General features: G+C 40.0%; 24 protein-coding genes. 15 read left to right on the forward strand and 9 right to left on the reverse strand.

Annotated elements, in window-relative coordinates:
* Positions 1-67: 67 nt before the first annotated feature.
* The gene (locus ACSVH6_RS03480; protein WP_438075575.1) at positions 68-934 is read left to right on the forward strand and encodes a DMT family transporter; all 867 of its coding nucleotides are present in this window, start codon (positions 68-70) and stop codon (positions 932-934) included.
* A gap of 51 nt (positions 935-985) precedes the next feature.
* Here ACSVH6_RS03480 and ACSVH6_RS03485 read toward each other — a convergent pair whose 3' ends face one another.
* On the reverse strand, positions 986-3,040 hold the full coding sequence (locus ACSVH6_RS03485; protein ID WP_438075577.1) for a M16 family metallopeptidase: 2,055 nt from the start codon (positions 3,038-3,040) through the stop codon (positions 986-988).
* 13 nt (positions 3,041-3,053) lie between these two features.
* Positions 3,054-4,382 (reverse strand): M16 family metallopeptidase, encoded by a 1,329-nt coding sequence (locus tag ACSVH6_RS03490; protein WP_438075579.1) that lies wholly within the window; start codon positions 4,380-4,382, stop codon positions 3,054-3,056.
* 213 nt (positions 4,383-4,595) lie between these two features.
* Between ACSVH6_RS03490 and rplU the strand changes: the two genes are divergently transcribed.
* On the forward strand, positions 4,596-5,006 hold the full coding sequence (gene rplU / locus ACSVH6_RS03495) for a 50S ribosomal protein L21 (protein ID WP_438075581.1): 411 nt from the start codon (positions 4,596-4,598) through the stop codon (positions 5,004-5,006).
* Between the two features lie 24 nt (positions 5,007-5,030).
* Positions 5,031-5,291: a 50S ribosomal protein L27 gene (gene rpmA / locus ACSVH6_RS03500; protein WP_290874740.1), complete on the forward strand. Its 261-nt coding sequence runs from the start codon at positions 5,031-5,033 to the stop codon at positions 5,289-5,291.
* A 487-nt stretch (positions 5,292-5,778) separates the two neighbouring features.
* Here rpmA and ACSVH6_RS03505 read toward each other — a convergent pair whose 3' ends face one another.
* Positions 5,779-6,249 carry a hypothetical protein gene (locus ACSVH6_RS03505; RefSeq protein ID WP_438075584.1) on the reverse strand — a complete coding sequence of 157 codons (471 nt, stop codon included), beginning with the start codon at positions 6,247-6,249 and terminating at the stop codon, positions 5,779-5,781.
* Between the two features lie 82 nt (positions 6,250-6,331).
* Positions 6,332-6,706: a hypothetical protein gene (locus tag ACSVH6_RS03510; protein WP_438075586.1), complete on the reverse strand. Its 375-nt coding sequence runs from the start codon at positions 6,704-6,706 to the stop codon at positions 6,332-6,334.
* Between the two features lie 232 nt (positions 6,707-6,938).
* Between ACSVH6_RS03510 and ACSVH6_RS03515 the strand changes: the two genes are divergently transcribed.
* A complete protein-coding gene (locus ACSVH6_RS03515; protein ID WP_438075588.1) occupies positions 6,939-9,329 on the forward strand; it encodes a T9SS type B sorting domain-containing protein in 2,391 nt (796 codons plus the stop codon).
* Between the two features lie 53 nt (positions 9,330-9,382).
* On the opposite strand, the gene ahcY is transcribed toward ACSVH6_RS03515, so the two are convergent.
* Positions 9,383-10,699 (reverse strand): adenosylhomocysteinase, encoded by a 1,317-nt coding sequence (gene ahcY / locus ACSVH6_RS03520; protein WP_438075590.1) that lies wholly within the window; start codon positions 10,697-10,699, stop codon positions 9,383-9,385.
* 140 nt (positions 10,700-10,839) lie between these two features.
* Here ahcY and ACSVH6_RS03525 point away from each other — a divergent pair, with 140 nt between their 5' ends.
* From ACSVH6_RS03525 to ACSVH6_RS03550, 6 genes are all read left to right on the forward strand, one after another.
* On the forward strand, positions 10,840-11,496 hold the full coding sequence (locus ACSVH6_RS03525) for a 4'-phosphopantetheinyl transferase family protein (protein ID WP_438075592.1): 657 nt from the start codon (positions 10,840-10,842) through the stop codon (positions 11,494-11,496).
* A 2-nt stretch (positions 11,497-11,498) separates the two neighbouring features.
* On the forward strand, positions 11,499-12,215 hold the full coding sequence (locus ACSVH6_RS03530; RefSeq protein ID WP_438075594.1) for a geranylgeranylglyceryl/heptaprenylglyceryl phosphate synthase: 717 nt from the start codon (positions 11,499-11,501) through the stop codon (positions 12,213-12,215).
* Positions 12,216-12,234: 19 nt separating this feature from the next.
* Positions 12,235-12,852, forward strand: a complete 618-nt coding sequence (gene pnuC, locus ACSVH6_RS03535) for a nicotinamide riboside transporter PnuC (protein WP_438075596.1) — start codon at positions 12,235-12,237, stop codon at positions 12,850-12,852.
* Positions 12,819-14,420, forward strand: coding sequence for a DUF4301 family protein (locus tag ACSVH6_RS03540; RefSeq protein ID WP_438075598.1), 1,602 nt, complete (start codon positions 12,819-12,821; stop codon positions 14,418-14,420). The genes pnuC and ACSVH6_RS03540 overlap by 34 nt, the downstream gene beginning before the upstream one ends.
* A complete protein-coding gene (gene arfB, locus ACSVH6_RS03545; RefSeq protein ID WP_438075600.1) occupies positions 14,410-14,811 on the forward strand; it encodes an alternative ribosome rescue aminoacyl-tRNA hydrolase ArfB in 402 nt (133 codons plus the stop codon). Before ACSVH6_RS03540 ends, arfB begins: the two co-directional genes overlap by 11 nt.
* Before the next feature lie 211 nt (positions 14,812-15,022).
* Complete coding sequence (locus ACSVH6_RS03550) at positions 15,023-17,191, forward strand: TonB-dependent receptor (RefSeq protein WP_438075602.1); 2,169 nt, start codon at positions 15,023-15,025, stop codon at positions 17,189-17,191.
* Positions 17,192-17,224: 33 nt separating this feature from the next.
* On the opposite strand, the gene ACSVH6_RS03555 is transcribed toward ACSVH6_RS03550, so the two are convergent.
* Positions 17,225-17,644: a hypothetical protein gene (locus ACSVH6_RS03555; protein ID WP_438075603.1), complete on the reverse strand. Its 420-nt coding sequence runs from the start codon at positions 17,642-17,644 to the stop codon at positions 17,225-17,227.
* Between the two features lie 163 nt (positions 17,645-17,807).
* On the opposite strand from ACSVH6_RS03555, the gene greA reads away from it, so the two are divergent.
* Positions 17,808-18,284: a transcription elongation factor GreA gene (gene greA, locus ACSVH6_RS03560; RefSeq protein ID WP_438075604.1), complete on the forward strand. Its 477-nt coding sequence runs from the start codon at positions 17,808-17,810 to the stop codon at positions 18,282-18,284.
* 2 nt (positions 18,285-18,286) lie between these two features.
* Entirely contained in the window at positions 18,287-18,676 is a 390-nt protein-coding gene (locus tag ACSVH6_RS03565; protein WP_438075605.1) for an HIT family protein, read from the forward strand.
* Positions 18,677-18,704: 28 nt separating this feature from the next.
* Here ACSVH6_RS03565 and ACSVH6_RS03570 read toward each other — a convergent pair whose 3' ends face one another.
* Positions 18,705-19,847 carry a sensor histidine kinase gene (locus ACSVH6_RS03570; RefSeq protein ID WP_438075606.1) on the reverse strand — a complete coding sequence of 381 codons (1,143 nt, stop codon included), beginning with the start codon at positions 19,845-19,847 and terminating at the stop codon, positions 18,705-18,707.
* Between the two features lie 188 nt (positions 19,848-20,035).
* Here ACSVH6_RS03570 and ACSVH6_RS03575 point away from each other — a divergent pair, with 188 nt between their 5' ends.
* The 3 genes from ACSVH6_RS03575 (at position 20,036) to aat (ending at position 22,046) form a co-directional block, all read left to right on the forward strand.
* Positions 20,036-20,911 (forward strand): flavin reductase family protein, encoded by an 876-nt coding sequence (locus tag ACSVH6_RS03575; protein ID WP_438075608.1) that lies wholly within the window; start codon positions 20,036-20,038, stop codon positions 20,909-20,911.
* Between the two features lie 2 nt (positions 20,912-20,913).
* Entirely contained in the window at positions 20,914-21,288 is a 375-nt protein-coding gene (locus ACSVH6_RS03580) for a DUF3127 domain-containing protein (RefSeq protein ID WP_438075610.1), read from the forward strand.
* A 113-nt stretch (positions 21,289-21,401) separates the two neighbouring features.
* Complete coding sequence (gene aat, locus ACSVH6_RS03585) at positions 21,402-22,046, forward strand: leucyl/phenylalanyl-tRNA--protein transferase (RefSeq protein ID WP_438075612.1); 645 nt, start codon at positions 21,402-21,404, stop codon at positions 22,044-22,046.
* Here the strand turns inward: aat and ACSVH6_RS03590 are convergent.
* Both ACSVH6_RS03590 and ACSVH6_RS03595 read right to left on the reverse strand, forming a co-directional pair.
* Entirely contained in the window at positions 22,040-22,603 is a 564-nt protein-coding gene (locus tag ACSVH6_RS03590) for a DNA-3-methyladenine glycosylase I (RefSeq protein ID WP_438075614.1), read from the reverse strand. The genes aat and ACSVH6_RS03590 overlap by 7 nt on opposite strands.
* Positions 22,593-23,240 (reverse strand): queuosine precursor transporter, encoded by a 648-nt coding sequence (locus ACSVH6_RS03595; RefSeq protein ID WP_438075616.1) that lies wholly within the window; start codon positions 23,238-23,240, stop codon positions 22,593-22,595. The genes ACSVH6_RS03590 and ACSVH6_RS03595 overlap by 11 nt, the downstream gene beginning before the upstream one ends.
* Between the last annotated feature and the right edge of the window lie 80 nt (positions 23,241-23,320).

Here is a 23,320-nt window from a genome sequence, read left to right on the forward strand (position 1 = left end):
AAATTAGTAAAAAATAAAATCGTTGCTTCTTAAAAAAAGTACAAAATTTGTAACCTACGCTCTGATTATGAAATTACCACCTTTGAAATGGATTATTCTCTTTGCCCTGGCTTTAATATGGGGCAGCTCTTTTATTTTGATCAAAAAGGGGCTCGTTGGGCTGAATCCTTTTCAGTTGGGTTCGTTGCGCATTATCTTCTGTGCAGTCTTTCTTTTGTTGGTTGGATTTAAGAGTTTGAAGGCTATTCCGTTGCATCAATGGAAATTTGTGGCACTGACCTCCCTATTCGGGACCTTTATTCCCGCTTATCTTTTTGCTATAGCCGAAACTAAGGTGAGCAGTTCAATCTGTTCGATATTAAATTCGCTCACTCCCTTGAACACCCTTCTGTTGGGGGCTTTGGTATTTGGTCTGAATTTCAGGAGAAATCAATTTATTGGGATTGTAATTGGGTTATTGGGAACTGTGGTATTGATTTTTACCGGTGACAATCAAGAGGGGAGTGAGAATTATTATTATGCCTTTTTGGTTTTGGTGGCTACGATTTGCTATGCTACTAATGTCAATCTGATTAAGAGATATCTATCCGATGTGAAGCCTTTGAGCATTACGACCGGAAATTTTGTAGTGATGCTGATTCCGGCCACAGCGATATTGTTGTTTACCGATTTCAGTTCCAGAGTTCATTTGCCGTCTACACAACATGCCATGTTGTTTGTCATGATTTTGGGGATAATCGGCACGGGTGTGGCCAATGTGATTTTTTATAAACTCATCCAAATTTCTTCTCCGGTATTTGCCTCCTCGGTAACCTATCTGATTCCTATTGTGGCATTGCTTTGGGGGTTGTTGGACAACGAATCACTGACTGGGACACAGCTGGCAGGAGCTTTTATTGTTTTGGCCGGCGTTTATCTAGCCAATAGAAAATAAAAAAGCCTCGGGAATTCCCGAGGCTTTTGGTATGAAATCAGTTTGATTTGATTATTGGAAATCTACATCTGAAACTCCTTCGTTGATTTTTACATTATCCATAACAAAGTTCAATTCGAACCCTTGATTCATGGTTACTGCATAAGGAACTTTTATACCTTTAACTTCTTTGTAATCTCCAAAGTTAGTAGAAACCGTCATTTTTTGTTCTCCTCTTTCGATTGTTTTTACTTCTGCTATTTTTAATCCCGAAGTAACATCGTAGTAAAGAGTAGATTTTCCATTTTTGATTACATAAGCATCGCTGCCATTCATAGGTTCAATTCCATCTAAAACCAAATCGGTTTTTTTCAACAAACCTAATTCTTCAAAAGTACCAGCGGTAGCTTTCTTTTCGGCCAAATCTTCAGCGCTTAAGTCTTTTCTTTGACCTTGGTTTACCATATAACCTCCTTTGTCGTTTATAACTTGTTTAGACAATTCTCCCATACCTTCCATTTCAATTACCATCAAGGTTTTCCCTTTGGCATCTTTTTTAGAAGTATATTTTAAAGGAGCCGGAGCTTGTGGAATAGCAGCTGTTCCCGAAACAAAGATCGTTTTTACAGCTCTAACCGCTTTTTCACCACCAATAGCTTTAATATAATTGTCTAATACCGTTTTTACTGTAACGCCTGCCGGAGCCGGTTTTTTCATGGCCGGTTTTTCGGTAGGGTTACCAAATTTGTCAAAGTAGAACATCGGGATTTTTAATTTTTCCAATCCTTCAATTACTTCAGATCCTTTTCCGGTAACTACAATTCGCAAGTTGTCGGCCAGGAAGTATTTGTTAGCTACTCTCATAACGTCATCCGCAGTTACGGCACTGATGTTTTTGATGTAATTTTCGTAAAAGTCGGCCGGTAAACCTTCTGTCTCAATGTTTAAAGCATAACGAGCCACAGTTGCCGGTTTTTCAACCTGCATCACGAAACGTCCGATGTAACCTGCTTTTACGCTGTTTAACATCTCGTCGGTTACTTTCTCGGTTCTGATTCTTTTTAGTTCATTTAAAGCTTCTACTACCGCACTGTCCGTAACGGCATTTCTCACTTGAGAATTGGCTTTAAACATACTGTTCAAGTATTTGTCGAAACCAACACTAGAGCGTGCCCCATAGGTCCAGCCGTGTTTTTCTCTCAAGTTCATGTTCAAATAACTGTTGAAGTCTCCACCATATACTTGGTTTGCCAAGATAACCGGGAAGAAGTCAGGGTCAGACATTTTTAAGTTTACGGTGTTAATCAACGAAATTTCAGATTGCACCGCGTTAGGCATGTCAACAAAGTTGATTTGTGTGTACTGCACATTGCTTGGGTTGGAATATTCAATTCTTGGAGCCGTTGCTTTTACCCAAGAGCTGAATAGTTTTTCAACCATTTTCTTTACTTCTTTGGTTTTTACATCTCCAACCACTACCAAATAAGCGTGCTCAGGAACAAAATAAGTACGGTAGTTGTCTTTTACATCTCTCAACGAAACATTGTTGATGGTTTCTTCTGATAAATACTCTCCTTTAGGATTGTTTTTACCGAAGGCCAAAACGTTTTCTACTCTTCCGGCTACCACAGAAACGTTTTTCTCCTGTGTTTTTAATCCTTCAATTAGTTTGTCTTTTTCTTTGTCGAATTCTTCCTGAGTGAAGTTAGGTGTTAAAGCCCCTTCGGCCATTAACTCTAAGATTCTTTTAGAATATTTAGATAATCCGCTGGCTGAAGCTCCTGAGGAGAAGAAATTAATACTGGCTCCCATGAAATCGATTTCTTCATTAAAAGCATCTTTAGATGTTTTTAGAGATCCGTTTCCGATTAAACTACTGGTTAGTTCATCCACTCCTTTTTTTGCTCCTTCTGCATAAGGGGCATTGTCAATGCTTAAGCTGAAAGATACACGTGGCAATTTGTGATTTTCAACCACTAAAACTTTCAAACCGTTAGGTAACGAAAACGTTTCCGGTTTGTTGAAGTTAATTTTAGGTTGCGGTCCCGGTTTGGGTTGGGTTCTGTCTTGGGCTTGCATAATGAAAGTTAAAAACAAGCTTGATAATATTATAATTGATTTTTTCATTTTCTTCGATTTATTATTTGTTCTCAGCTTTGTCTTTGGCAGGTACGTAATCCAAAATCAAACGTTGGTTTGGATTTAAGTATTTTTTGGCAACCTCTCTGATCTCTTCGCGAGTGATAGAACGGTACATTTCGATTTCGGTGTTGATTAAGTTCACATCACCGTATAATAAATAGAAAGAAGCTAAGTTTTCGGCTACTCCCTCAATGTTTGAATTGCTGTCAACGTAGTTATTTTCGTTGATGTTTTGCAGTTTTTGGAAGTCTTTTTCCGAAATTAAATCGGTTTGTAATTTTACGATTTCCTCATCGATTTCTTTGATTAAGTCGGTTGAAGTAAAGTCACCTTGCGGCATTCCGTAAAGGATGTACTGACCGTAATCTTCCTGGCTGTAGTTGAAGGCTCCGATTTGCAACGCCATTTTTTTGTCGTCTACAATCTTTTTGTACAACTTAGAGCTTTTACCGTCACTTAAATAGGTAGAAATCATATCCAATACACGAGCATCACGAGATTTCATTGATGGTGTTCTGTAAGCCGCTACTACCATTGGTTTTTGGATGTTCGGGTCTTCGTAAGTCGCGTGAATCGTTTCGGTGATAGGCGCTTCTGTGAATGTTTGTTTTTTCAATTCTACACCTCTTGGGATAGGACCGAAGTATTTTGCAACCCAAGCTTTGGTTTGTGCCACATCAATTTGACCGGCTACAATTAGAACAGCGTTGTTAGGCGAGTAGAATTTTTTGTTGAATGCCTGGAACTCTTCCAATTTGGCAGCATCCAAATGTTCCATAGAACCGATAGTGGCCCAACGGTACGGGTGTACTTTGAACATGTTTTTCTTTACTTGTGCAATCAATTGTCCGTAAGGTTGATTGTCAACACGTAATCTTTTTTCTTCTTTTACTACTTCGTTTTGGGTATCAACACCAATTTGGTTGATTACCGGGTGCATTAATCGCTCTGATTCCATCCACAAACCTAATTCGGTGTTGTTGGAAGGGAAAACTTCAAAGTAGTACGTTCGGTCTTCTGAAGTGTTGGCGTTGTTGGTTCCTCCGTTAGAGGTAACGGTTTTCATCCATTCTCCGCGTTTGATGTTTTCGGTTCCTTCAAACAATAAGTGTTCGAAAAAGTGAGCGAAACCGGTACGATCCGGTTGTTCGTCTTTGGAACCTACGTGATACATAACTGAGGTGATTACCACCGGTGCAGACGGGTCGTTGTGTAAAATTACGTGCAGACCGTTTGGTAAATCGTACTCCTCAAAAGCTACCTTTTGGGCATGAGCTACTCCTCCAAGCATAAGCATTGAACTTAAAGCGATTAAAGATTTTTTCATAAAAAATTGAAATTTTTTCGTTGATTGTTCAGTTAGTTAACTAACCTTAAATTTTGTTACACCAAAGGTATCTTTTTTTCTGTATTGGTGTGAAAATATTTCGGGGGTGTTAAGCGGCTGATTTTTAATGCGGAACTTTTTTTATCAAAGAGTTGTGAGTCTAAGAAATAGTCGTATATTTGCGCACTTAAAAATTAACTAAACATTATTGTTATGTACGCAATCGTAGAGATAGCAGGGCAACAATTTAAAGTAAGCAAAGACTTAAAGGTTTATGTTCACCGTTTGGCTAATGAAGAAGGTTCAAAAGTTTCTTTTGACAAAGTTCTTTTATTAGACGATAACGGCAACATTACTTTAGGCGCCCCAGCTATAGAAGGTGCTTCAGTAGAAGCCAAAGTGTTACAACACTTAAAAGGAGACAAAGTAATCGTTTTCAAAAAGAAAAGAAGAAAAGGTTACAAGAAAAGAAACGGTCACAGACAGTATCTTACTCAAATTGTAATTGAAGGAATCAGTGCTACTGGTTCAAAGAAAGCGGCTAAAGCTGCAGAACCAAAAGCTGAAAAAGCTGCAGAGCCAAAAGCTCCGAAAGCAAAAAAAGCGGAAACTACAGAAGAATAATTAACATTTAAAAACTAAAACGTCATGGCTCACAAGAAAGGTGTCGGTAGTTCTAAGAATGGTAGAGAATCAGAATCGAAACGTTTAGGCGTTAAGATTTATGGTGGTCAAGCTGCAATTGCTGGTAATATCATCGTTAGACAAAGAGGTTCTAAGCACAATGCCGGAGATAACGTTTACATGGGTAAAGATCACACTTTACATGCAAAAGTTGACGGGATTGTAAAATTCCAGAAAAAAGGAGATAACAAATCATTTGTTTCTATCCTTCCCTTCGAAGCATAAGAACATACTCTTATACAATATAAAACCCGTTTACGAAAGTAGACGGGTTTTTTGTTTTGTGTAAACTTAAACAAGCTAAGACTTTGGGAGGGGGTTGTTGAAATTATTGAAAAATTCTCATCTTTTGTTTAAAAACCCCCCGTTATTTTCAAAAAACCCTCTCCGCAAGAGAAAAACCCCATCACATTTTCAAAAAACCCCGCGCGGCAGAAGCAAAACCCTTTGCGGCTAGACAAAACCCCTCTCGGCTGAAGCAAGACCCCGGGCGGTTGGAATAAAACCCCGTGTGATTAGAGCAAAACCCTCTCGGCAGAAGTAAAACCCCATCTGATTTGAATAAAACCCTGTGTGATTAAAGCAAAACCCTATTGATTGTAAAAAAAGTGTTTTTGAAGGAGGAACTACGCGGAAGGATTGACTTCGTTGAATCTTGGGTTTCGTGTGGTAGCGGGGGAGCCTCAAAGTCGGGAGACTTTGCGGAGCGGGTTTAGCAGCCACATGAGTACTTTAGTGTAATCTTGCCTTTCAATTCTTTAATTTCCAAATAACAACCCGCATCACCATCCTCTATAGGTTGATATGTAGTTTTTGATTTATTCCACTTACTGTAATCATTTTTGAAAAACCACTCAACGAATTTAATGACATCATTTTTTGAGTAATTTGGAAAAATAATTTCCGCTTCGATGCCAGCTTCAGAACATGAATTTGTTTTCAACTTAATTCCTGTTTTAAATTCAAACTCTTTTGCGCAAACATCTTTTGAGTCACTAAATCTTTTTAGAATCTTTTCCGATTTTTTTCCAAGATACTTTGTGAAATATTCCTCTTCAAAATTTTCTAAGTTTTGAGTTTTCTCAATAAATGACTTTGTTGGAATTGGTAATTTGTTTGTCTGGCTTAAAGAAGTCAAACAGCTAAATAAAAGAATTAAAATTAGAGTTGTGTTTTTTTTCATGGATTGGCTATAACATGCCGCGGCTTTGCGCGGTAGTGGGGAAACCAGCTATTGTAATGGATCGCTGTTAGGCGACGTAATTTTAGTAACCCTTGATTTTTAACTTTCTTTTTTTCAGGATTTTGTTTTTCGAATAATATTCCACTTTTTGCTTTTTGATGTTAACTTTTACTAAATCAACATTTTCAAATAATTTAAATGTTATGCTTGGTCCCATAACGCCTATTCGAATCTCAACATTTAAATCGCTCAATTTTAGTTTTGCTTTTCCATCTAAATCTGTTTGAGTTGCTATTATCGGACTTGAATTTTTTACAAAAATATCAGCACCAGCCATTGGTTGATTTTCTTCTGCAAAGATTTCAAATTTGACAAGGTTTAGTTTCTGTTGACAATAACATTCTGTTATAGTTGTAAAGAAAAGAATTACGAGTATTTTTAAACTAAAGTTCTTCATTGTATGAAGTCGAATTATGTCTCCTAACTAGCTTATATGTCTGATCAAATAAACCTCTCTGTCTATTTAAAGCTGTTTGATCTGATAGTAGCGGTCTTTTGTTATAGGCTAATATATAAAAAATAGTACCAATTGATACAAACCAAAAACCCCCACATTGTTGTGAGGGTTTTTGTTAATATACTGCTTGTTGTTGTGTTTCCTACAGAAATACCGTAAATTTGATTCAGCTATGAAATACCTACTCTTTTTAATTTTACTGTTATCATCTGCTAACGGTAGTGCTCAGAATGATTGTGTAAATGCGGTGATTGTGTGTGGAGACACCAATTTTAACAACATTGAAGTAAACGGTCCGGGAGCTGTACAGGAAGTGAGCAGCTGCGGAAGCCAAGAATTCAACAGCATTTGGATGAAAATTAATATTGCTACTTCGGGAACCCTTGAATTCACGATTGTTCCTCAAAGCCTAAACCTCAATGAAGATTTCGATTTTTATCTTTTTTACTATGAGTCGTGCACGGACAAATACATAATTCGCTGTTCGACAACTAATCCAATTGCTGCAGGGTTAAACTCTAATCATACCGGAACACGAAGTTCTGAAACCGATAGCAATGAAGGACCCTCTGCCGATGGAAACGGGTTTGTTTCGAATGTTGATGTTTTAGCGGGAGAAACCTATATGCTTGTCGTTGACCGCGCTTTTGGCAATAGTAATTTTTCGGTACTATGGAGTGGCACGGCCACCTTTAACCAATCTCCTCAAATTGTGCTTCCACCCGGAGTGACTTCAATGGATTTAACCGAATGTGATACGGATGGTGTTCCGGATGCATCGACTGCCTTTGATTTAACACAAAACACTCCTCTTATCATTGGAAGCCAAACCGATGTTGCTGTTACTTATTATACCAGCGAGAGTGATGCGTTTTTGGGTGTTAATGAAATACCGACTCCCAGCTCGTTTGTAAATACCTCAAACCCACAGACCCTCTATGCGAGAATAGAGAACACTATAACAGAATGCTATAATAATGCCTCATTTGAAATCAGTATTTCGAACGAGATTAGTTTGCAGGGAACAGCGTTTTCTATATGCGATGACACAGCCGATGGGAGCCAGTTCAACGGTCAGGCAACTTTTAATATGCACGATGTAACGGCTTTCATCTATCCGGGTGCTACACCCGGGACTACCATCAGTTATTATTTGTCGCAAGCTGATGCCAACAGTGAGAGTAATCCGCTTCCTCAATTTTTTTATAATTCGACTCCCAATCTTCAGACGGTTTTTGTAAAAGTCAAAGTTGGAAACTGTTTTTTAATACGTCCCATCGATTTAATTGTAAACACATTTCCTATCGTAACGGCTGCCAATTTAGTTCAGTGCGACTATGGTGCCAGCCAGGACGGCATTACCTTATTCAATCTTGGAGAGGCTGATGGTTTTTTTACCGGCGGTTCTTCGAGCATTAGTGTGACCTATTATTTGGATAACGCAAGCCTTGCCGCTAATCATCCGCTCTCGGCAAATTATACCAATGTCTCCAATCCGCAAATCATCATAGCAAAGTTGTCTTATCAGAATGGTTGCAGCATCACTTATCCATTAACACTTAATGTAAATACCACAGCTGGGCAGATTATTGCCGGATTGGAAACATGTGATATAAATAGAAATGGTTTCGCAACGTTTGACCTTAACCAGGCAAATGTAATCTTGTCACCGATGCAGACGTTAGCCTATTATGCTACGCTTCAAGATGCGCTGCTAGAACAAAACCGGATTACCAATCTTACGTACACCAATACAGTTCCCTATAACTCTAGCGTTTTTGTGAGGATAGACGACAATATGAACGGTTGTTCGGGGGTTAGTGAAATTATGTTGAGAGTTAACAGGCTTCCCCAAATTGAAGCCAATGACGAAACCTATATTTGTACTAACATCCCGGGATTTCAAGCCACAATTGATGCGGGTTTGCTCGACACAGCGCCTTATACTTTCGTGTGGCATTTTAATGGAGCAACACTTCCTGATACAAGCTATTCAATTATTGCCGGTCAAATCGGAAACTATGCTGTAGACATTGTGAATGCTAATGGTTGCAGCAACACAAGAACTATTTTGGTGAATGCTTCTGAAGGTGCAAGTATCACTTCTGTAATTAGTCAGGGGACTGCTATCGAAAACAATTCGGTTACCATCAATCCGGCTTCGCCAAATTATGGTTATAGCATTGATGAACCGAATGGTCCTTTCCAGCCGTCAAATCAATTCCATAATGTTTCCTGCGGGAACCACACTGCCTATGCAAGCGACAGGAATGGTTGTGGTGTAGCTTCACAAACGTTTGAAATCATTGGTATTCCGGTTTATTTTACTCCAAATGGAGACGGTTATCAGGATAACTGGTATCTGCATTGTGCCACAGCACATCCTGATATGGTAATTCAGATTTTTGACCGGTTTGGGAAACTTATCAAGCAAATTACTGCGGGAGGTGAAGGCTGGGATGGGAATTTCAATGGGAAAAAACTTCCTTCCGATGATTATTGGTACCTCATAAAGTTCAAGGACGGCAGAACAGAAAGAGGTCATTTTGCCTTAAAGCGGTAAATAAAAAACCCTCGCTTCTCAGCAAGGGTTTCTATAATTAAATCGTTGAACGATTAGTATCTGTAATATTCCGGTTTGAATGGTCCTTGTACTTCTACGCCAATGTAAGCGGCTTGTTCGTCGTTTAAGGTTTCCAATTCCACGCCTAATTTGGCTAAGTGTAAGGCTGCTACTTTTTCATCTAAATGTTTTGGTAACATGTACACTTCGTTTTTGTACGCAGCGCTGTTGTTCCATAACTCAATTTGAGCCAAAGTTTGGTTGGTGAATGAGTTACTCATTACAAAACTTGGGTGACCGGTAGCACAGCCTAAGTTTACCAAACGACCTTCAGCCAAGATGATGATGTCTTTCCCGTTTACGTTGTATTTGTCTACTTGCGGTTTGATTTCGATTTTAGAAGCGCCGTGGTTTTTGTTTAACCAAGCCATATCGATTTCGTTATCGAAGTGACCGATGTTACATACGATGGTTTTGTCTTTCATGGCTTCGAAGTGTCTTCCTACCACGATGTCTTTATTACCGGTAGTAGTGATTACGATATCAGCATTTCCTACTACAGTGTCTAATTTTTTCACTTCAAAACCGTCCATCGCTGCTTGTAAGGCACAGATTGGGTCGATTTCGGTAACGGTTACGATAGAACCGGCACCACGGAAAGAAGCGGCAGTTCCTTTACCTACGTCACCGTACCCGCACACTACTACTCTTTTTCCTGCCAACATTACGTCAGTGGCACGACGAATCGCATCAACTGCTGATTCTTTACAACCGTATTTGTTGTCGAATTTTGATTTAGTAACTGAGTCGTTTACGTTGATTGCCGGCATGAATAAGGTTCCGTTTTTCATTCTTTCGTATAAACGGTGTACTCCTGTAGTCGTTTCTTCTGATAATCCTTTGATGCCAGGGATTAATTCAGGGTAACGGTCGAATACCATGTTGGTTAAATCACCACCGTCGTCTAATATCATGTTCAATGGTTTTCTGTCTTCACCAAAGAATAAAGTTTGCTCAATGCACCAATCGAAAGATTCTTCGTCAAGACCTTTCCAAGCGTATACCTGGATTCCTGCAGCAGCAATAGCCGCAGCCGCCTGATCCTGAGTAGAGAAAATGTTACAAGAAGACCAAGTCACCTCGGCTCCAAGCGCAATCAAAGTTTCAATCAAAACCGCTGTTTGAATGGTCATGTGCAAACATCCTGCGATACGGGCTCCTTTTAAGGGTTGGCTCGCACCATATTCCGCACGAAGTGCCATTAATCCCGGCATTTCGGCTTCTGCCAATTCAATTTCTTTTCTTCCCCAAGCTGCTAAGTTAATATCTTTAACTTTGTAAGCTACATAAGGTAATGTTTGTGTACTCATCTATTGTGTATATTTGTTTTTTTTAAAAGATGGCGCAAAATTACGCAATAGAAAAGAATTAAAAAAAGGTTTTTTGTTTTTTTGTGAATTGTTTAGCCTCTTAATTTTCTGAAAAACAAACAGATAATTTCAAATTACTCATGCCGTTACTAAAAATCAAAGCGTTAAATGCCCATACTGATTTGCTGGTTTGGAAAATCACGGAAAGTTTTGACGTGCTTTTTAACAGTATTGCGCTTAAGGAAGTTTCGTTGACCCGTTTGGAAGGTATGAAATCTGAAGACCATCAAAAAGGGTTTATGGCGGTGCGAAGGCTGCTGATGGAAGCGGGGTATACTGATTTTGATTTGTACTATGATGCCTTTGGGAAGCCCCATTTGAAAGACGGCCGGCACATTTCGATATCGCATTCCCATGATTTTTCGGTGATTATGTTGAGTGATGAAAACATTGGCGCCGATTTGGAAATGCTGAAAGACAAAACGCTGAAACTGGCGCCTCGTTTTATGGATGTTTCGCATTTGCAAAATTTGAATGTTGACGACCAATTAAAAAAGGCTACCGTAGTTTGGGGGATTAAAGAATCGGTGTTTAAAATCAAAAATGAAACGGGGATTAGTTTCAAGGACCACATCTTTGAGGATGATTTTAACCTGGAGGATAAAAAATGCGGCGTAACGCTGCGATTCAATAATACAACGGAGCGCTTTGACATTCTTTTTGATTTTATCGAAAACTATGTTTTTGTGTGTGCGTTTAATGCTGTTTCATCCGGTTTTGCTTCGGCTGAAAGATAACCATGGGAAATCTTTACAATCATATACTCGATGCCAAATCGGGGAATCAAAAACTATTAGCTATTCTTTTGGATCCGGACAAGTTGGATTTGCATTCGATTGACACCGTCATTTCCAAAATAAAGGGTGCCCCGGTAACCCATATACTCGTTGGCGGCAGTTCGTTTGAAGGAAATCATTTGGATGCCATGCTGACCTTAATCAAAGAAAAAACGGCTTTGCCTGTTGTTTTGTTTCCTGGAAATCCTTCGCAAATTTCAGCGAAAGCGGATGGGATTTTGTTTCTGCAGTTGTTGTCGGGCAGAAACCCGGATTATTTGATAGGACATCAGATTGCTGCGGTTCCAATTTTAGAGCAAACCCAATTGGAAATCATTTCAACGGGTTATATCCTGATTGAAAGCGGCAGCGAAACGGCTGTAGAACGGGTGACTCAAACGACTCCCTTAGACAGGAACAATGCGGATTATGTGGCGCAAACGGCTAAGGCAGGAGAACTAATCGGCAATAAACTTATTTATCTGGAAGCCGGAAGCGGTGCGCAAAAGGCTGTTCCTTTGGAAATGATTGCCGCGGTGGCGGAGCGGATTTCGGTTCCGTTGATTGTTGGCGGCGGTATTCGTTCCAAAGCCGGGATAGAAGCGGCTTTTGCTCATGGTGCCGATATGGTAGTCATAGGAACCGCATTTGAAAACGACAGTGATTTTTTTTCAAAATAAATCCTAAATCCTCATTGACATGTTTGAATTCCTGTTTTCACAATACAAAAACTATCCGATGTATGACATCCTGTTGGAAGTGACGGCTATTCTTTTCGGGTTGTTGAGTGTTTGGTATGCCAAAAAAGACAACATTTGGGTGTTTCCTACCGGAATCATCAACACGGCCATCTATGTGTATTTGCTGTGGAAATGGTCTTTGCTGGGAGATATGATGATTAATTTTTACTACGTAGTGATGAGTGTTTACGGCTGGTACCACTGGACCCGAAAGCAAGGAGACGTAGTTGAATTCCCTGTTTCAAGAATGAACGCGTCCGAAAAGAAATGGTCGGGGGTCATTTTTGTGTTAACAGTGCTGTTTGTTATAGTGGTTTACACTTTTTTTGATAAATTTACCCATTGGACCTCCTATGTGGATACCCTAGTGACCGGAATCTTTTTTGTGGGCATGTGGCTCATGGCGAGAAGGAAAATAGAGAACTGGATTTTGTGGATTGTCGGTGATATTATTTCCATCCCGATGTATTATGTCAAGGGTTATTCGTTTACGAGTATTCAATATTTAATTTTTACAATTATTGCCGTTTACGGCTATTTAGAATGGAAGCGCATCTTACAACAAAAGACACTTTAGCCCATAAATACGGATTTACACAAGCCGATTTTGACCAAATCGAAGCACATGAAATTACCTTAGATAAAATCGAAGGAGAGTTGCTGTTGTTTCAATCCGGCATCCCGAAGATTACTCTGGAGCGCCCGGCAACGCTTGGTGATGGTATTGTAAAATTGTCTGTAGAGGCATTTCAAGAGCAGGCGGCTTTTTTTGACCAAAAAAAGACAAGGCTAAAACTCAAAAAGTTTGTCCCGGCTTCGGGAGCGGCCAGCAGAATGTTTAAGTTTTTGAATGAATTTTTAAATGAGTTTGATCACGAAAACGAAACCATCAACGCCTACATCAACCGAAAAAAAGATAAAAACCTTCCCGTTTTTCTGGCAGGAATTGAGAAGTTTCCGTTTTATGACGAAGTAAAGGCCAAGATTAAAACGCTTTATCCCGAATACTATTCGCTTGAAAGTCACGAAAAGAGTTATCGTTTTATTCAAGCCATGTTGGCTCATGATCATTTTGATTTTGCCAGTAAACCCAAAGGGACTCTGGCTTTTCATAAATATGAGGAGCATATTGCCACACCGGTAGAAGAGCATCTGAATGAATGTGCTTTTTATGCCAGCTCCAATTCGGAATCCCATCTCCATTTTACGGTATCTGAAAATCATGAAAGGCTGTTCCGAAACATTGTAGCCTCTGTTCAGGAAAAGATAGAGATGCGGTCAGGGACTAAAACGGATGTTGGGTTTTCGTACCAATTTAAAAGTACAGATACCATTGCTGTGGATATGCAAAATCAGCCGTTTCGTAATGAAGAAGGACGTTTGGTTTTCCGTCCGGGGGGTCATGGTGCTTTAATCAACAATTTGAATGATCTGGATGCAGATGTGATTTTTATCAAAAATATAGACAATGTCATCCAAAATCACATTCAGGAAATTACGTTGTACAAAAAAGGCTTGGCTGGGGTTTTATTGGAATTGCAGGAACAGGTTTTCCAAATATTATCGGATATCGATAACCAAAAAATAACAGAAAAAGACATTGAAGGCATCATTCGTTTTATGCAGCAAAAACTGAATATTGATGTGCTGGAAGATTTTTATAAATACACCTTAGACAACAAAATAGATTTTATCAAAACCAAACTGAATCGTCCGATACGCGTTTGCGGCATGGTAAAAAATGAGGGCGAACCCGGAGGCGGCCCTTTTTGGGTAAGAAGTTACAAAGGCAATGTGTCGTTGCAGATTGTGGAAAGCTCTCAGGTGGATGTACATAACCCGGAACAGGCGGCTATTTTAGCCAAAGCTACTCATTTTAACCCTGTGGATTTGGTTTGTGCTACCAAGAATTATAAAGGGGAGAAATTTGATTTGACACAGTTTGTTGATTCGAGTACCGGTTTTATTGTACATAAAAACAATAAAGGGAAGGATTTGAAAGGGTATGAACTACCCGGACTTTGGAATGGTGCCATGGCTAAGTGGATTACCATTTTTGTTGAGGTGCCGTTGGTTACTTTCAATCCGGTGAAAACCGTCAATGATTTACTAAAACCGGCACACCAACCGCAATATGAAAACTGATATCATCTTAACGGAGCTCCAGTTTAAAGCGGTGCGAAGTTCGGGAGCCGGAGGACAAAACGTCAATAAAGTTTCTTCGAAGGTCGTCCTTACTTTTGATGTGAAACAGTCACAGGCCCTTACTGCGGAAGAAAAAGAACTGTTGACACATAAATTGGCCAGTAGATTGACTTCAGAGCAGCTGTTGATTTTAAATTGCGATGAAGACCGAAGCCAGCTCAAAAACAAAACGATAGTCACCAAGCGATTTTTAGAACTTATTAAAACGGCTTTGATTGTTCCTAAGAAAAGAAAGGCGACCAAAATACCCCGTTCTGTTATTGAAAAAAGAATTAAAGCCAAGCGCAATCTGTCGGAAATCAAACAGAACAGAAGAAAACCGCATTTTTAACTAGGAACTTTCAGAGAAAGAGTTATATCTTTGCGGCGTCTCAAAGGGGTGCTCAAATAACGAGCTGAGATTATACCCAATGAACCTGGGCGGGTAATGCTGCCAAGGGAAAAATGACAAACGAGAGTGCACGCTTTGTTGTCATAGGAACAAATCATTTTAATTTTTAACCAAAGAATAATTGCCCCTTTTATTCGTAACATTTTTACGAATGAAAACTTTATTCCATTTCGGAAGCAAGACAAAGAGAGTCGGAAAAAACAACAGCTATTTTCTCCTTGCCTCATGCTTCCTGACTCTTGCAGCTTTTTCACAGGAAAAAGTACAAGACACTACTAAGGTCAACCAACTCGATGAGGTTTTGGTTTCTGCGGTTCGCGTCACTTCTAAAACACCGGTATCGTTCAGCAATCTGGACAAAAAAGACCTCCAACCCCGAAATCTGGGACAAGACATCCCGGTGCTGATGAATTTTATGCCGTCTGTAGTTACTACTTCAGATGCCGGAAACGGTGTAGGATATACCGGAATCCGCGTGCGCGGAAGTGATGCCACAAGGGTGAACGTAACCATAAACGGAATTCCCTATAACGATGCCGAAGGACAGGGGACCTATTTTGTTGATTTGCCCGATTTTGCCTCTTCGGTGGAGAGTTTGCAATTGCAGCGTGGTGTAGGAACATCAACTAATGGAGCCGGAGCCTTTGGAGCCAGTTTGAATTTGCTTACAGATTCTTATTCTAAAAAAAGCAACGGTGAAATTTCAAACTCGTTTGGAAGTTTTAACACCCGTAAGCACACCGTAAAATTCAGTTCAGGTATGCTGAATGACCATTTTGAATTGGCCGGAAGATTATCGGATATTGATTCTCATGGCTATATTGAAAGGGCTTCCTCTGATTTGAAGTCCTATTTTTTACAAGGGACCTATGTGGGCAAAACGACTTTAATCAAAGCCTTGGTTTTTGGCGGAAAAGAGAAAACGTATCAGGCTTGGTATGGTGTAGATGCAGATATGCTGCACAACGACCGAACGTTCAACTATGCCGGAATGTACACTGATGCATTGGGGAATACCCAATTTTACAACAACCAAACCGATAATTACCAACAAGACCATTATCAGTTGCATTGGAACGAAAAAGTGTCTGAAAACTGGAGCACTAATGTAGCCGTTCATTACACCAAAGGGAAAGGATATTATGAAGAATATCAAGAGGACCAGAGTTTTTCAGATTACGGATTGACTCCAATTGTTATTGACGGAACGACTATCAATACTACAGACTTGGTTCGTCAGAAATGGTTGGATAATGATTTTTACGGAACGACTTTTTCGGCCAATTATAAAAAAGCAAAATGGGATATTCTCTTTGGCGGCGGCTGGAATAAATATGAAGGCGACCATTATGGGAAAATAATTTGGGCTCAGTATGCTTCAGACAGTACTTTGGGCGATCATTATTATGACAACTCGTCTACCAAAACAGACGGGAATGTTTTTGCTAAAATCAATTATCAGTTGACTGAAAAATTCAGTTTGTATGGCGATATGCAATACAGAAAAGTACGTTACAAAGCAGACAGCCCTGAAACCGGAAAAGTTGATGATACCTTTAATTTCTTGAATCCGAAAGCAGGGGTAAACTACAGTCTTGATGCCCAAAACAATTTGTATTTATCCTATGCCAGAGCAAACAGAGAACCCAACCGAACCGATTATGAAGGAGGGAATGTGAAACCGGAAAAACTGAATGATTTTGAATGGGGCTGGCGCTATGCCACCACGAAAACCCGAATCAACATCAATGGCTATTATATGTTGTATAACGATCAATTGGTGCTGACCGGTAAATTGGATGAGGTGGGCAATCCCATCCGGATGAATGTTGGAAAAGGCTATCGATTAGGGTTGGAAGCAGAAGCTGCCTTTCAATGGGAAAAATGGAGTTTACAGCCTAATTTTACAGTGAGCAGTAATAAAAATATTGACTTTGTTTATGATACCGGTGCCGGATTACAAAATTTAGGGAACACCCATATTGCTTATTCACCGGATGTGGTGGGCGGACTTATTACGACATTCAAACCAGTTAAATCTTTTCAGGTTTCGCTATTGACCAAATATGTTGGCGCGCAATATTTATCAAATACAAATGACCAAAACGCAAAATTGGACAGCTATACCCAAACCGATTTAAATGTGAGGTATGAGATTAAACCAAAATCGGTTTTTAAATCGATAGTGTTTTCCGGTTTGATTAATAACCTGCTGAATGAAGATATTATTTCTAACGGAGCGGATTACGGTGGAGGCTATGTGTACTACTATCCTCAGGCCGGCATTAACTTCCTGGCCGGAGTAACCCTTCTGTTTTAAAATCTAAAAAGCCCGATATAATCGGGCTTTTTTTTAATTGGTTACATACAGATAGCCGCCGGCTAATTCTGTACGGTATTGTTTCATAGGATATTGTTGACCATTCCCCAGTCCGGTAAACAAACTGTAGGTGGTGCTGTCACAATTGCATTTGGCTTCTATCCCTGTAATGGTCATGGGTGAGGTACAGGCGCTGAACAGTTGGTTGGGGCAGGTTAGATCCCAAGCTACGTATCCGCTACCGGTATTGAAAACAACTACGCCGCGGGCCCCATATGACCCATCAACGATGTAATTGCCGGCAAATGTCAGATTGCTATAGGCCGGTAAACTCAAATTAATTTGCCAGTTAACCGCATAATTAGGGACATTGGGGCTGTTGTTGTTAATTCTGCCGGTATCACAACTTAATAAAATCGGGAGTACCAAGAACAAAGCAAAAATCTTTTTCATATCGAAATTTATTTGAAATACTATAGCGAAACAAATTTAAATTAATTAACTTTGACAAGCGTTATGAAACGTTTAGAAATTTGAAATAAACTAAAAATAGTATCTTTGCAAAAAGAAATCCCGTTGCGATGGGATTTTTTCTATTTATATAAAAGAGGAAAACATGAGTGCAGTATCGTATTACACAGCAGAAGGATTAAAAAAATTAAAAGAAGAGTTAGAACAACTGAAGAGCATCGAAAGGCCGAAAGCTTCACAAGCCATTGCTGAAGCCAGAGATAAAGGTGACTTGTCTGAGAATGCCGAGTACGATGCCGCAAAAGAAGCTCAGGGTTTATTGGAAATGCGCATTGCTAAAATGGAAGAGCTGTATGCCAATGCCCGCTTAATTGATGAATCCCAATTGGATTTATCCAAGGCTTTGGTATTGTCCAATGTGAAAATTAAAAACCAAGCCAACGGCATGGAAATGAAATATACTTTGGTGGCAGAGAGCGAAGCCGATTTGAAATCGGGCAAAATTTCGGTTACATCTCCTATCGGAAAAGGCCTGTTGGGGAAAAGAGTGGGTGAGATTGCAGAAATCACTGTCCCTAACGGGAAATTGAATTTTGAAGTATTAGAGATTTCCAGAGACTAATCATGGCCAGTATTTTCACCAAAATAGTCAACGGAGAGATTCCATGTTACAAAATCGCTGAAGATGAAAATTATTTGGCTTTTTTAGACGTGAATCCAAATGCTAAAGGACACACCCTTTGTATTCCGAAGCAGGAAATCAATAAGATTTTCGACATGGAAGAGGAATTGTATATGGGATTGATGCAATTTTCCAGAAACGTAGCCAAAGCCATCGAGAAAACGGTTCCGTGTAAAAGAATAGGCATGGCGGTGGTGGGATTGGAAGTGCCGCATACGCATGTGCATTTGATTCCGTTACACGATATGGACGATATGCGTTTTCAACGAAAGGTGAGTTTAACCCAAGAGGAATTCGAAGCATTGGCTGAGGCCATTCAACAGCATTTATAAATGAAAATCCCGAGAAATCGGGATTTTTTTATGCCTTTTTTAAAGTGATTTGTATGGTGGTACCTTTGCCTACTTCGGAATGCAGCACTTTTATTTTTCCTTTGTGGTATTCTTCCACAATTCTTTTGGTTAATGACAGTCCCAGTCCCCAACCTCTCTTTTTGGTAGTAAAACCGGGTTCGAAAATACGTTTGAACTGGTTTTTCGGTATGCCTTTACCACTGTCTTTCACTAAAATTTTCACGGTATTGTTTTCGTCTTCTATAATCACGTCCAGCGTGCCACGGCCCTTCATGGCGTCGATGGCATTTTTGACCAGATTTTCAACGGTCCAACTGTGCAAAGCCGGGTTCAACGAAACCAATATAGGATACCCCGGGGCTTTAAAAGAAAAAATCACCTGCTTGGAGAATCTTGATTTTAAATAGTCAAACGATTGCTCGGTTTCAGCAATAATATCTTTGGTTTCGAGTAAGGGTTCCGAGCCTATTTTAGAAAAACGGTCGGTGATGGTTTGCAGGCGGTTGACGTCTTTTTCAATTTCGGCAACGGTGGTTGGATCTACCTGATCGGCTTTCATAATTTCGAGCCAGCCGATTAAGGATGAGAGGGGAGTTCCGATTTGATGGGCTGTTTCCTTAGCCATACCGGCCCAAAGTTTGTTTTGCGTGGCCATCTTAGTACTGCGGTAAAAGTTATACACCACAGCGGCAAAAAGAAAGATAATGAGCAATAGTGCTACCGGATAGTATTTTAATTTGTTGAGTAAGGACGAATCACCATAATACAAATATTGTGACTTTCCTTTAGAGATTCTCATGACTATCGGCTCATTTTGTAATTTTAATTTTTTTAAAAAAGCCTGTAGTTTTCTTTTGTCTTTTTCTACGTTATCCTCAATGTTTACGGTTTTGATTATAGAGTCGTTTATGGTGAGAATGATTGGGATTCTCGGATTTTGAATAATGGCAAAAGGAAGTTCCAAATCGGCGTTTAAATCCATATCGCTGATTTTTTTTTGTGCTAAGGCCCAGTGCTCCATTTTGACACGTTCTTCTTCTTTAAAGATTTGAAAAAAGGAATACGTATTCCACAAAATCAAAGTCACAATGACAAAGGAAGTCATTATGATAATCCAACGGGTGATGTTTCTTTTTTCGGAGAACTGCATGTAAAATTTTTTATAAATATAGACAAAAGTGGGAAAGATTAAAAAATAAGCCATGGAAACCTCTTTAGCCCTGATGGGAGCGGTTACCTTGTAAAGGCGGACAGCAGGAATACGGATAACCGGAATACCCAAACCACCCGCTCTTGATAAATGAATTAAAATTGTACTTTTGGGAAAAATAAAATACTATGCTCAGTTTTGAACCTCATACACTGTCACCTGCTGATTTGCAGGGCTATTTACAAAGTGCGGTGGCACCCAGACCAATCGCTTTTGCCAGTACGGTAGATGCAAACGGAAGGCCTAATCTTTCTCCTTTCAGCTTCTTCAATGTGTTCAGTTCTAATCCGCCGATATTGGTGTTTTCGCCGGCCCGCCGCGTTAGAAATAATACAACCAAACACACTTTGGAAAACTGTCAGGCAACAAAACAGGTGGTTATCAATGTGGTGAATTATGATATAGTGCAACAAGCTTCGTTATCGAGCACTGAATATCCGGATGGGGTGAATGAATTTGAGAAATCGGGTTTGACCATGTTGCCTTCGGATATGGTGAAACCGTATCGTGTAGCCGAAAGTCCGGTGCAAATGGAATGTAAAGTGAACGATATTATTGCCTTGGGACATCAAGGAGGTGCGGGCAATTTAATTATTTGTGAAGTAGTAAAAATTCACATCAACGAAAGTGTGTTGGATGCCAATAATAAAATTGACCAAAGCAAAATAGATTTGGTTTCGCGTTTGGGAGGTAATTGGTATTCGCGCTCCAATCAGGGATTGTTTGAAGTTGAGAAACCCTTGGTAACATTAGGCATTGGTGTTGATTCTATTCCAGATTATATCAAAAAAAGCCCTGTTTTTGACGGTAATGATTTGGGGAAACTAGGAAATGTAGAAGCCTTGCCTACCCAAGAAGAAATTACTATATTTGTACAACAAAATTTTGCCGTGAAGGCGGTGTTGAGTTCGGATGACGAACAAAAAATCCACCAAAAAGCAAAAGAATATTTGAATAACAACGAAGTACTTTCGGCCTGGAAAGTACTTTTAGCAAAACAATAATTATGGAAGTTACCGGAAAAATTAAAGTGATTAATGCTGAGCAACAAGTAAGTGCCAGCTTTAGAAAAAGAGAATTAGTTGTGGCTACTGAGGAGCAATACCCACAGTTTATCAGCATCAATTTTGTACAGGATAAATGCGATCTACTAAACAACTATAATGTAGGTGAAGCGGTAAAAGTTTCCATCAACCTAAGAGGTAGAGAGTGGGTGAATCCGCAGGGAGAAACCAAATATTTCAACGACATTCAGGGTTGGAGAATCGAAAGATTGCAAACGGAAGCACCGGCTGCCGGAATGCCTCCAATGCCGGCTGCAGAAGCTTTTGAGCCTGCCACAAACTTCAACGAAGAAGAGCACGACGATTTACCATTTTAATTTTTGATTAAAAGGTGAATCAAACATAACATTGTTCAATCCCAAATTCCAAAAATGGCAGTTTGGGATTTTTTTATGGAGTTTTGGAGTTTAAACCATTGCAACTTGTACGCATGCATTTCCTAACCAAAGATTTATATTTTCCGCCGGTCGAAGAAGCTTCTTATGAAGGGATTCTCGCCGTTGGAGGCGATTTGTCGACCGAGCGTTTGCTGTTGGCTTACCGCAAGGGTATTTTTCCCTGGTTTAATGAAGACGAACCGATACTCTGGTGGGCACCGTCAGAACGAATGGTCGTGGTGCCCATGAATTACAAGGTGTCCAAAAGCATTCGCAATTTGCTGAATCAAAATAAATTTCAGGTGACATTCAATCAAAAGTTTGAAGAAGTCATCCGCAATTGTCAGCAGATAGTACGAAGCGGTCAGGAGGGGACTTGGATTACCGATGAAATTATTGCTTCGTATACCGAGTTGCACAAAATGGGATATGCCAAATCAGTAGAGGTATGGCAAAACGGTGAATTGGTCGGAGGGCTGTATGGGGTGGATTTAGGCCATGTATTTTGCGGGGAGAGCATGTTTTCGAAAGTGCCCAATGCCAGCAAAATTGCATTTGTCTCTCTGATTAAACAGCTTAAAGAACAGCAGTATAAATTGCTTGACTGCCAGGTGCACAATGACCATCTGGAACGCTTGGGCGCGTTTGAGATTTCGAGAGCTACTTTTATGAAGGTGCTGCAATCAGGAGGTTACTGATTGCGCTTCCAGCATTCCTCTATATGATCATTCACCATACCGGTCGCCTGCATATGGGCATAAACCACAGTGGAACCCACAAACTTAAACCCGCGTTTTTTCAAATCTTTACTAATGGCATCTGAAAGAGGGGTGGTGGCGGGAACATCACTCATTTTTTTAACCTGATTATGGATGGGCTTACCATCCGTAAAGCCCCAAATATAGGCTGAGAAACTGCCGAATTCTTCCTGTACTTTCAGAAAAGCCACAGCATTGGCAATAGTGCCTTTGATCTTTAATCCGTTTCGAATGATGCCGGCATCCTGCATCAGCTCGGCTATTTTATCCTCTCCGTATTGGGCAATTTTTCTATAGTCAAACCGGTCAAAGGCAGCCCGGAAATTGTCTCTTTTTTTTAGTATGGTATACCAACTCAGTCCGGCCTGAAACGTTTCCAAAACCAAAAACTCAAATAATTTGTCATCGTCATACACGGGGTTGCCCCATTCGTTGTCGTGATAATCGCGGTACAAATCGTCTTTTTCGCACCAGGCGCAGCGTACTTTATTTTCCATGAATGTATTTTTCTATGAGTGAATGGCCTAAATAAATCATAGGCGTCAAGCCAATGGCTATAATCAGTTTGACAAAATAGCCCGTAAAAGCCGAAACAATAAAAGTGGGAGTATCCATTTTTCCCGTAAGCCAAAAGGCAATTCCGAGTACAATAAAGCTGTCGAATAATTGAGAAATAACCGTGGAGCCGGTGCTTCGGAGCCAAATCATTCTGTTGCCCGTTTTGTTTTTGACATAATGAAAAATGGTAACATCAATGAGCTGCGATACCATAAAGGCGGTGATGCTCCCCACAATAATCCACATGCTCTGTCCAAAGACGGCATGAAACTGTTCATCAGTGACTAAGTTCTTTCCGTTCACGGCAGGAATCTGCATCCCGATAAAAAGAATGACAAAGGTGTAAGCAATCAGACCGGCGGTTATCAGCGAAAGTTTCCGAACCCCTTTTTCGCCAAAATACTCATTAATCAAATCGGTGGTGACAAAAACGACAGGCCAAGGCAAAATACCCAAACTCATCACGGCGGAACCCACGTGTATGAGCTTTCCGCCTATGAGCTCGGCCACGATAGCATTGGTGATGAATATTCCGGCTAACACGACATAAACGGTGTCTTTTTTGGATTGAAACATAAGTGAGGAATTTACTAAAATCTCAAAGATAAAAGATTTTCAAATAGCTTTGAAATAAAAAAACCTCGCGGGAAGCGAGG

It is taken from the genome of Flavobacterium sp. XGLA_31, assembly GCF_051547105.1.
Lineage (GTDB): Bacteria > Bacteroidota > Bacteroidia > Flavobacteriales > Flavobacteriaceae > Flavobacterium.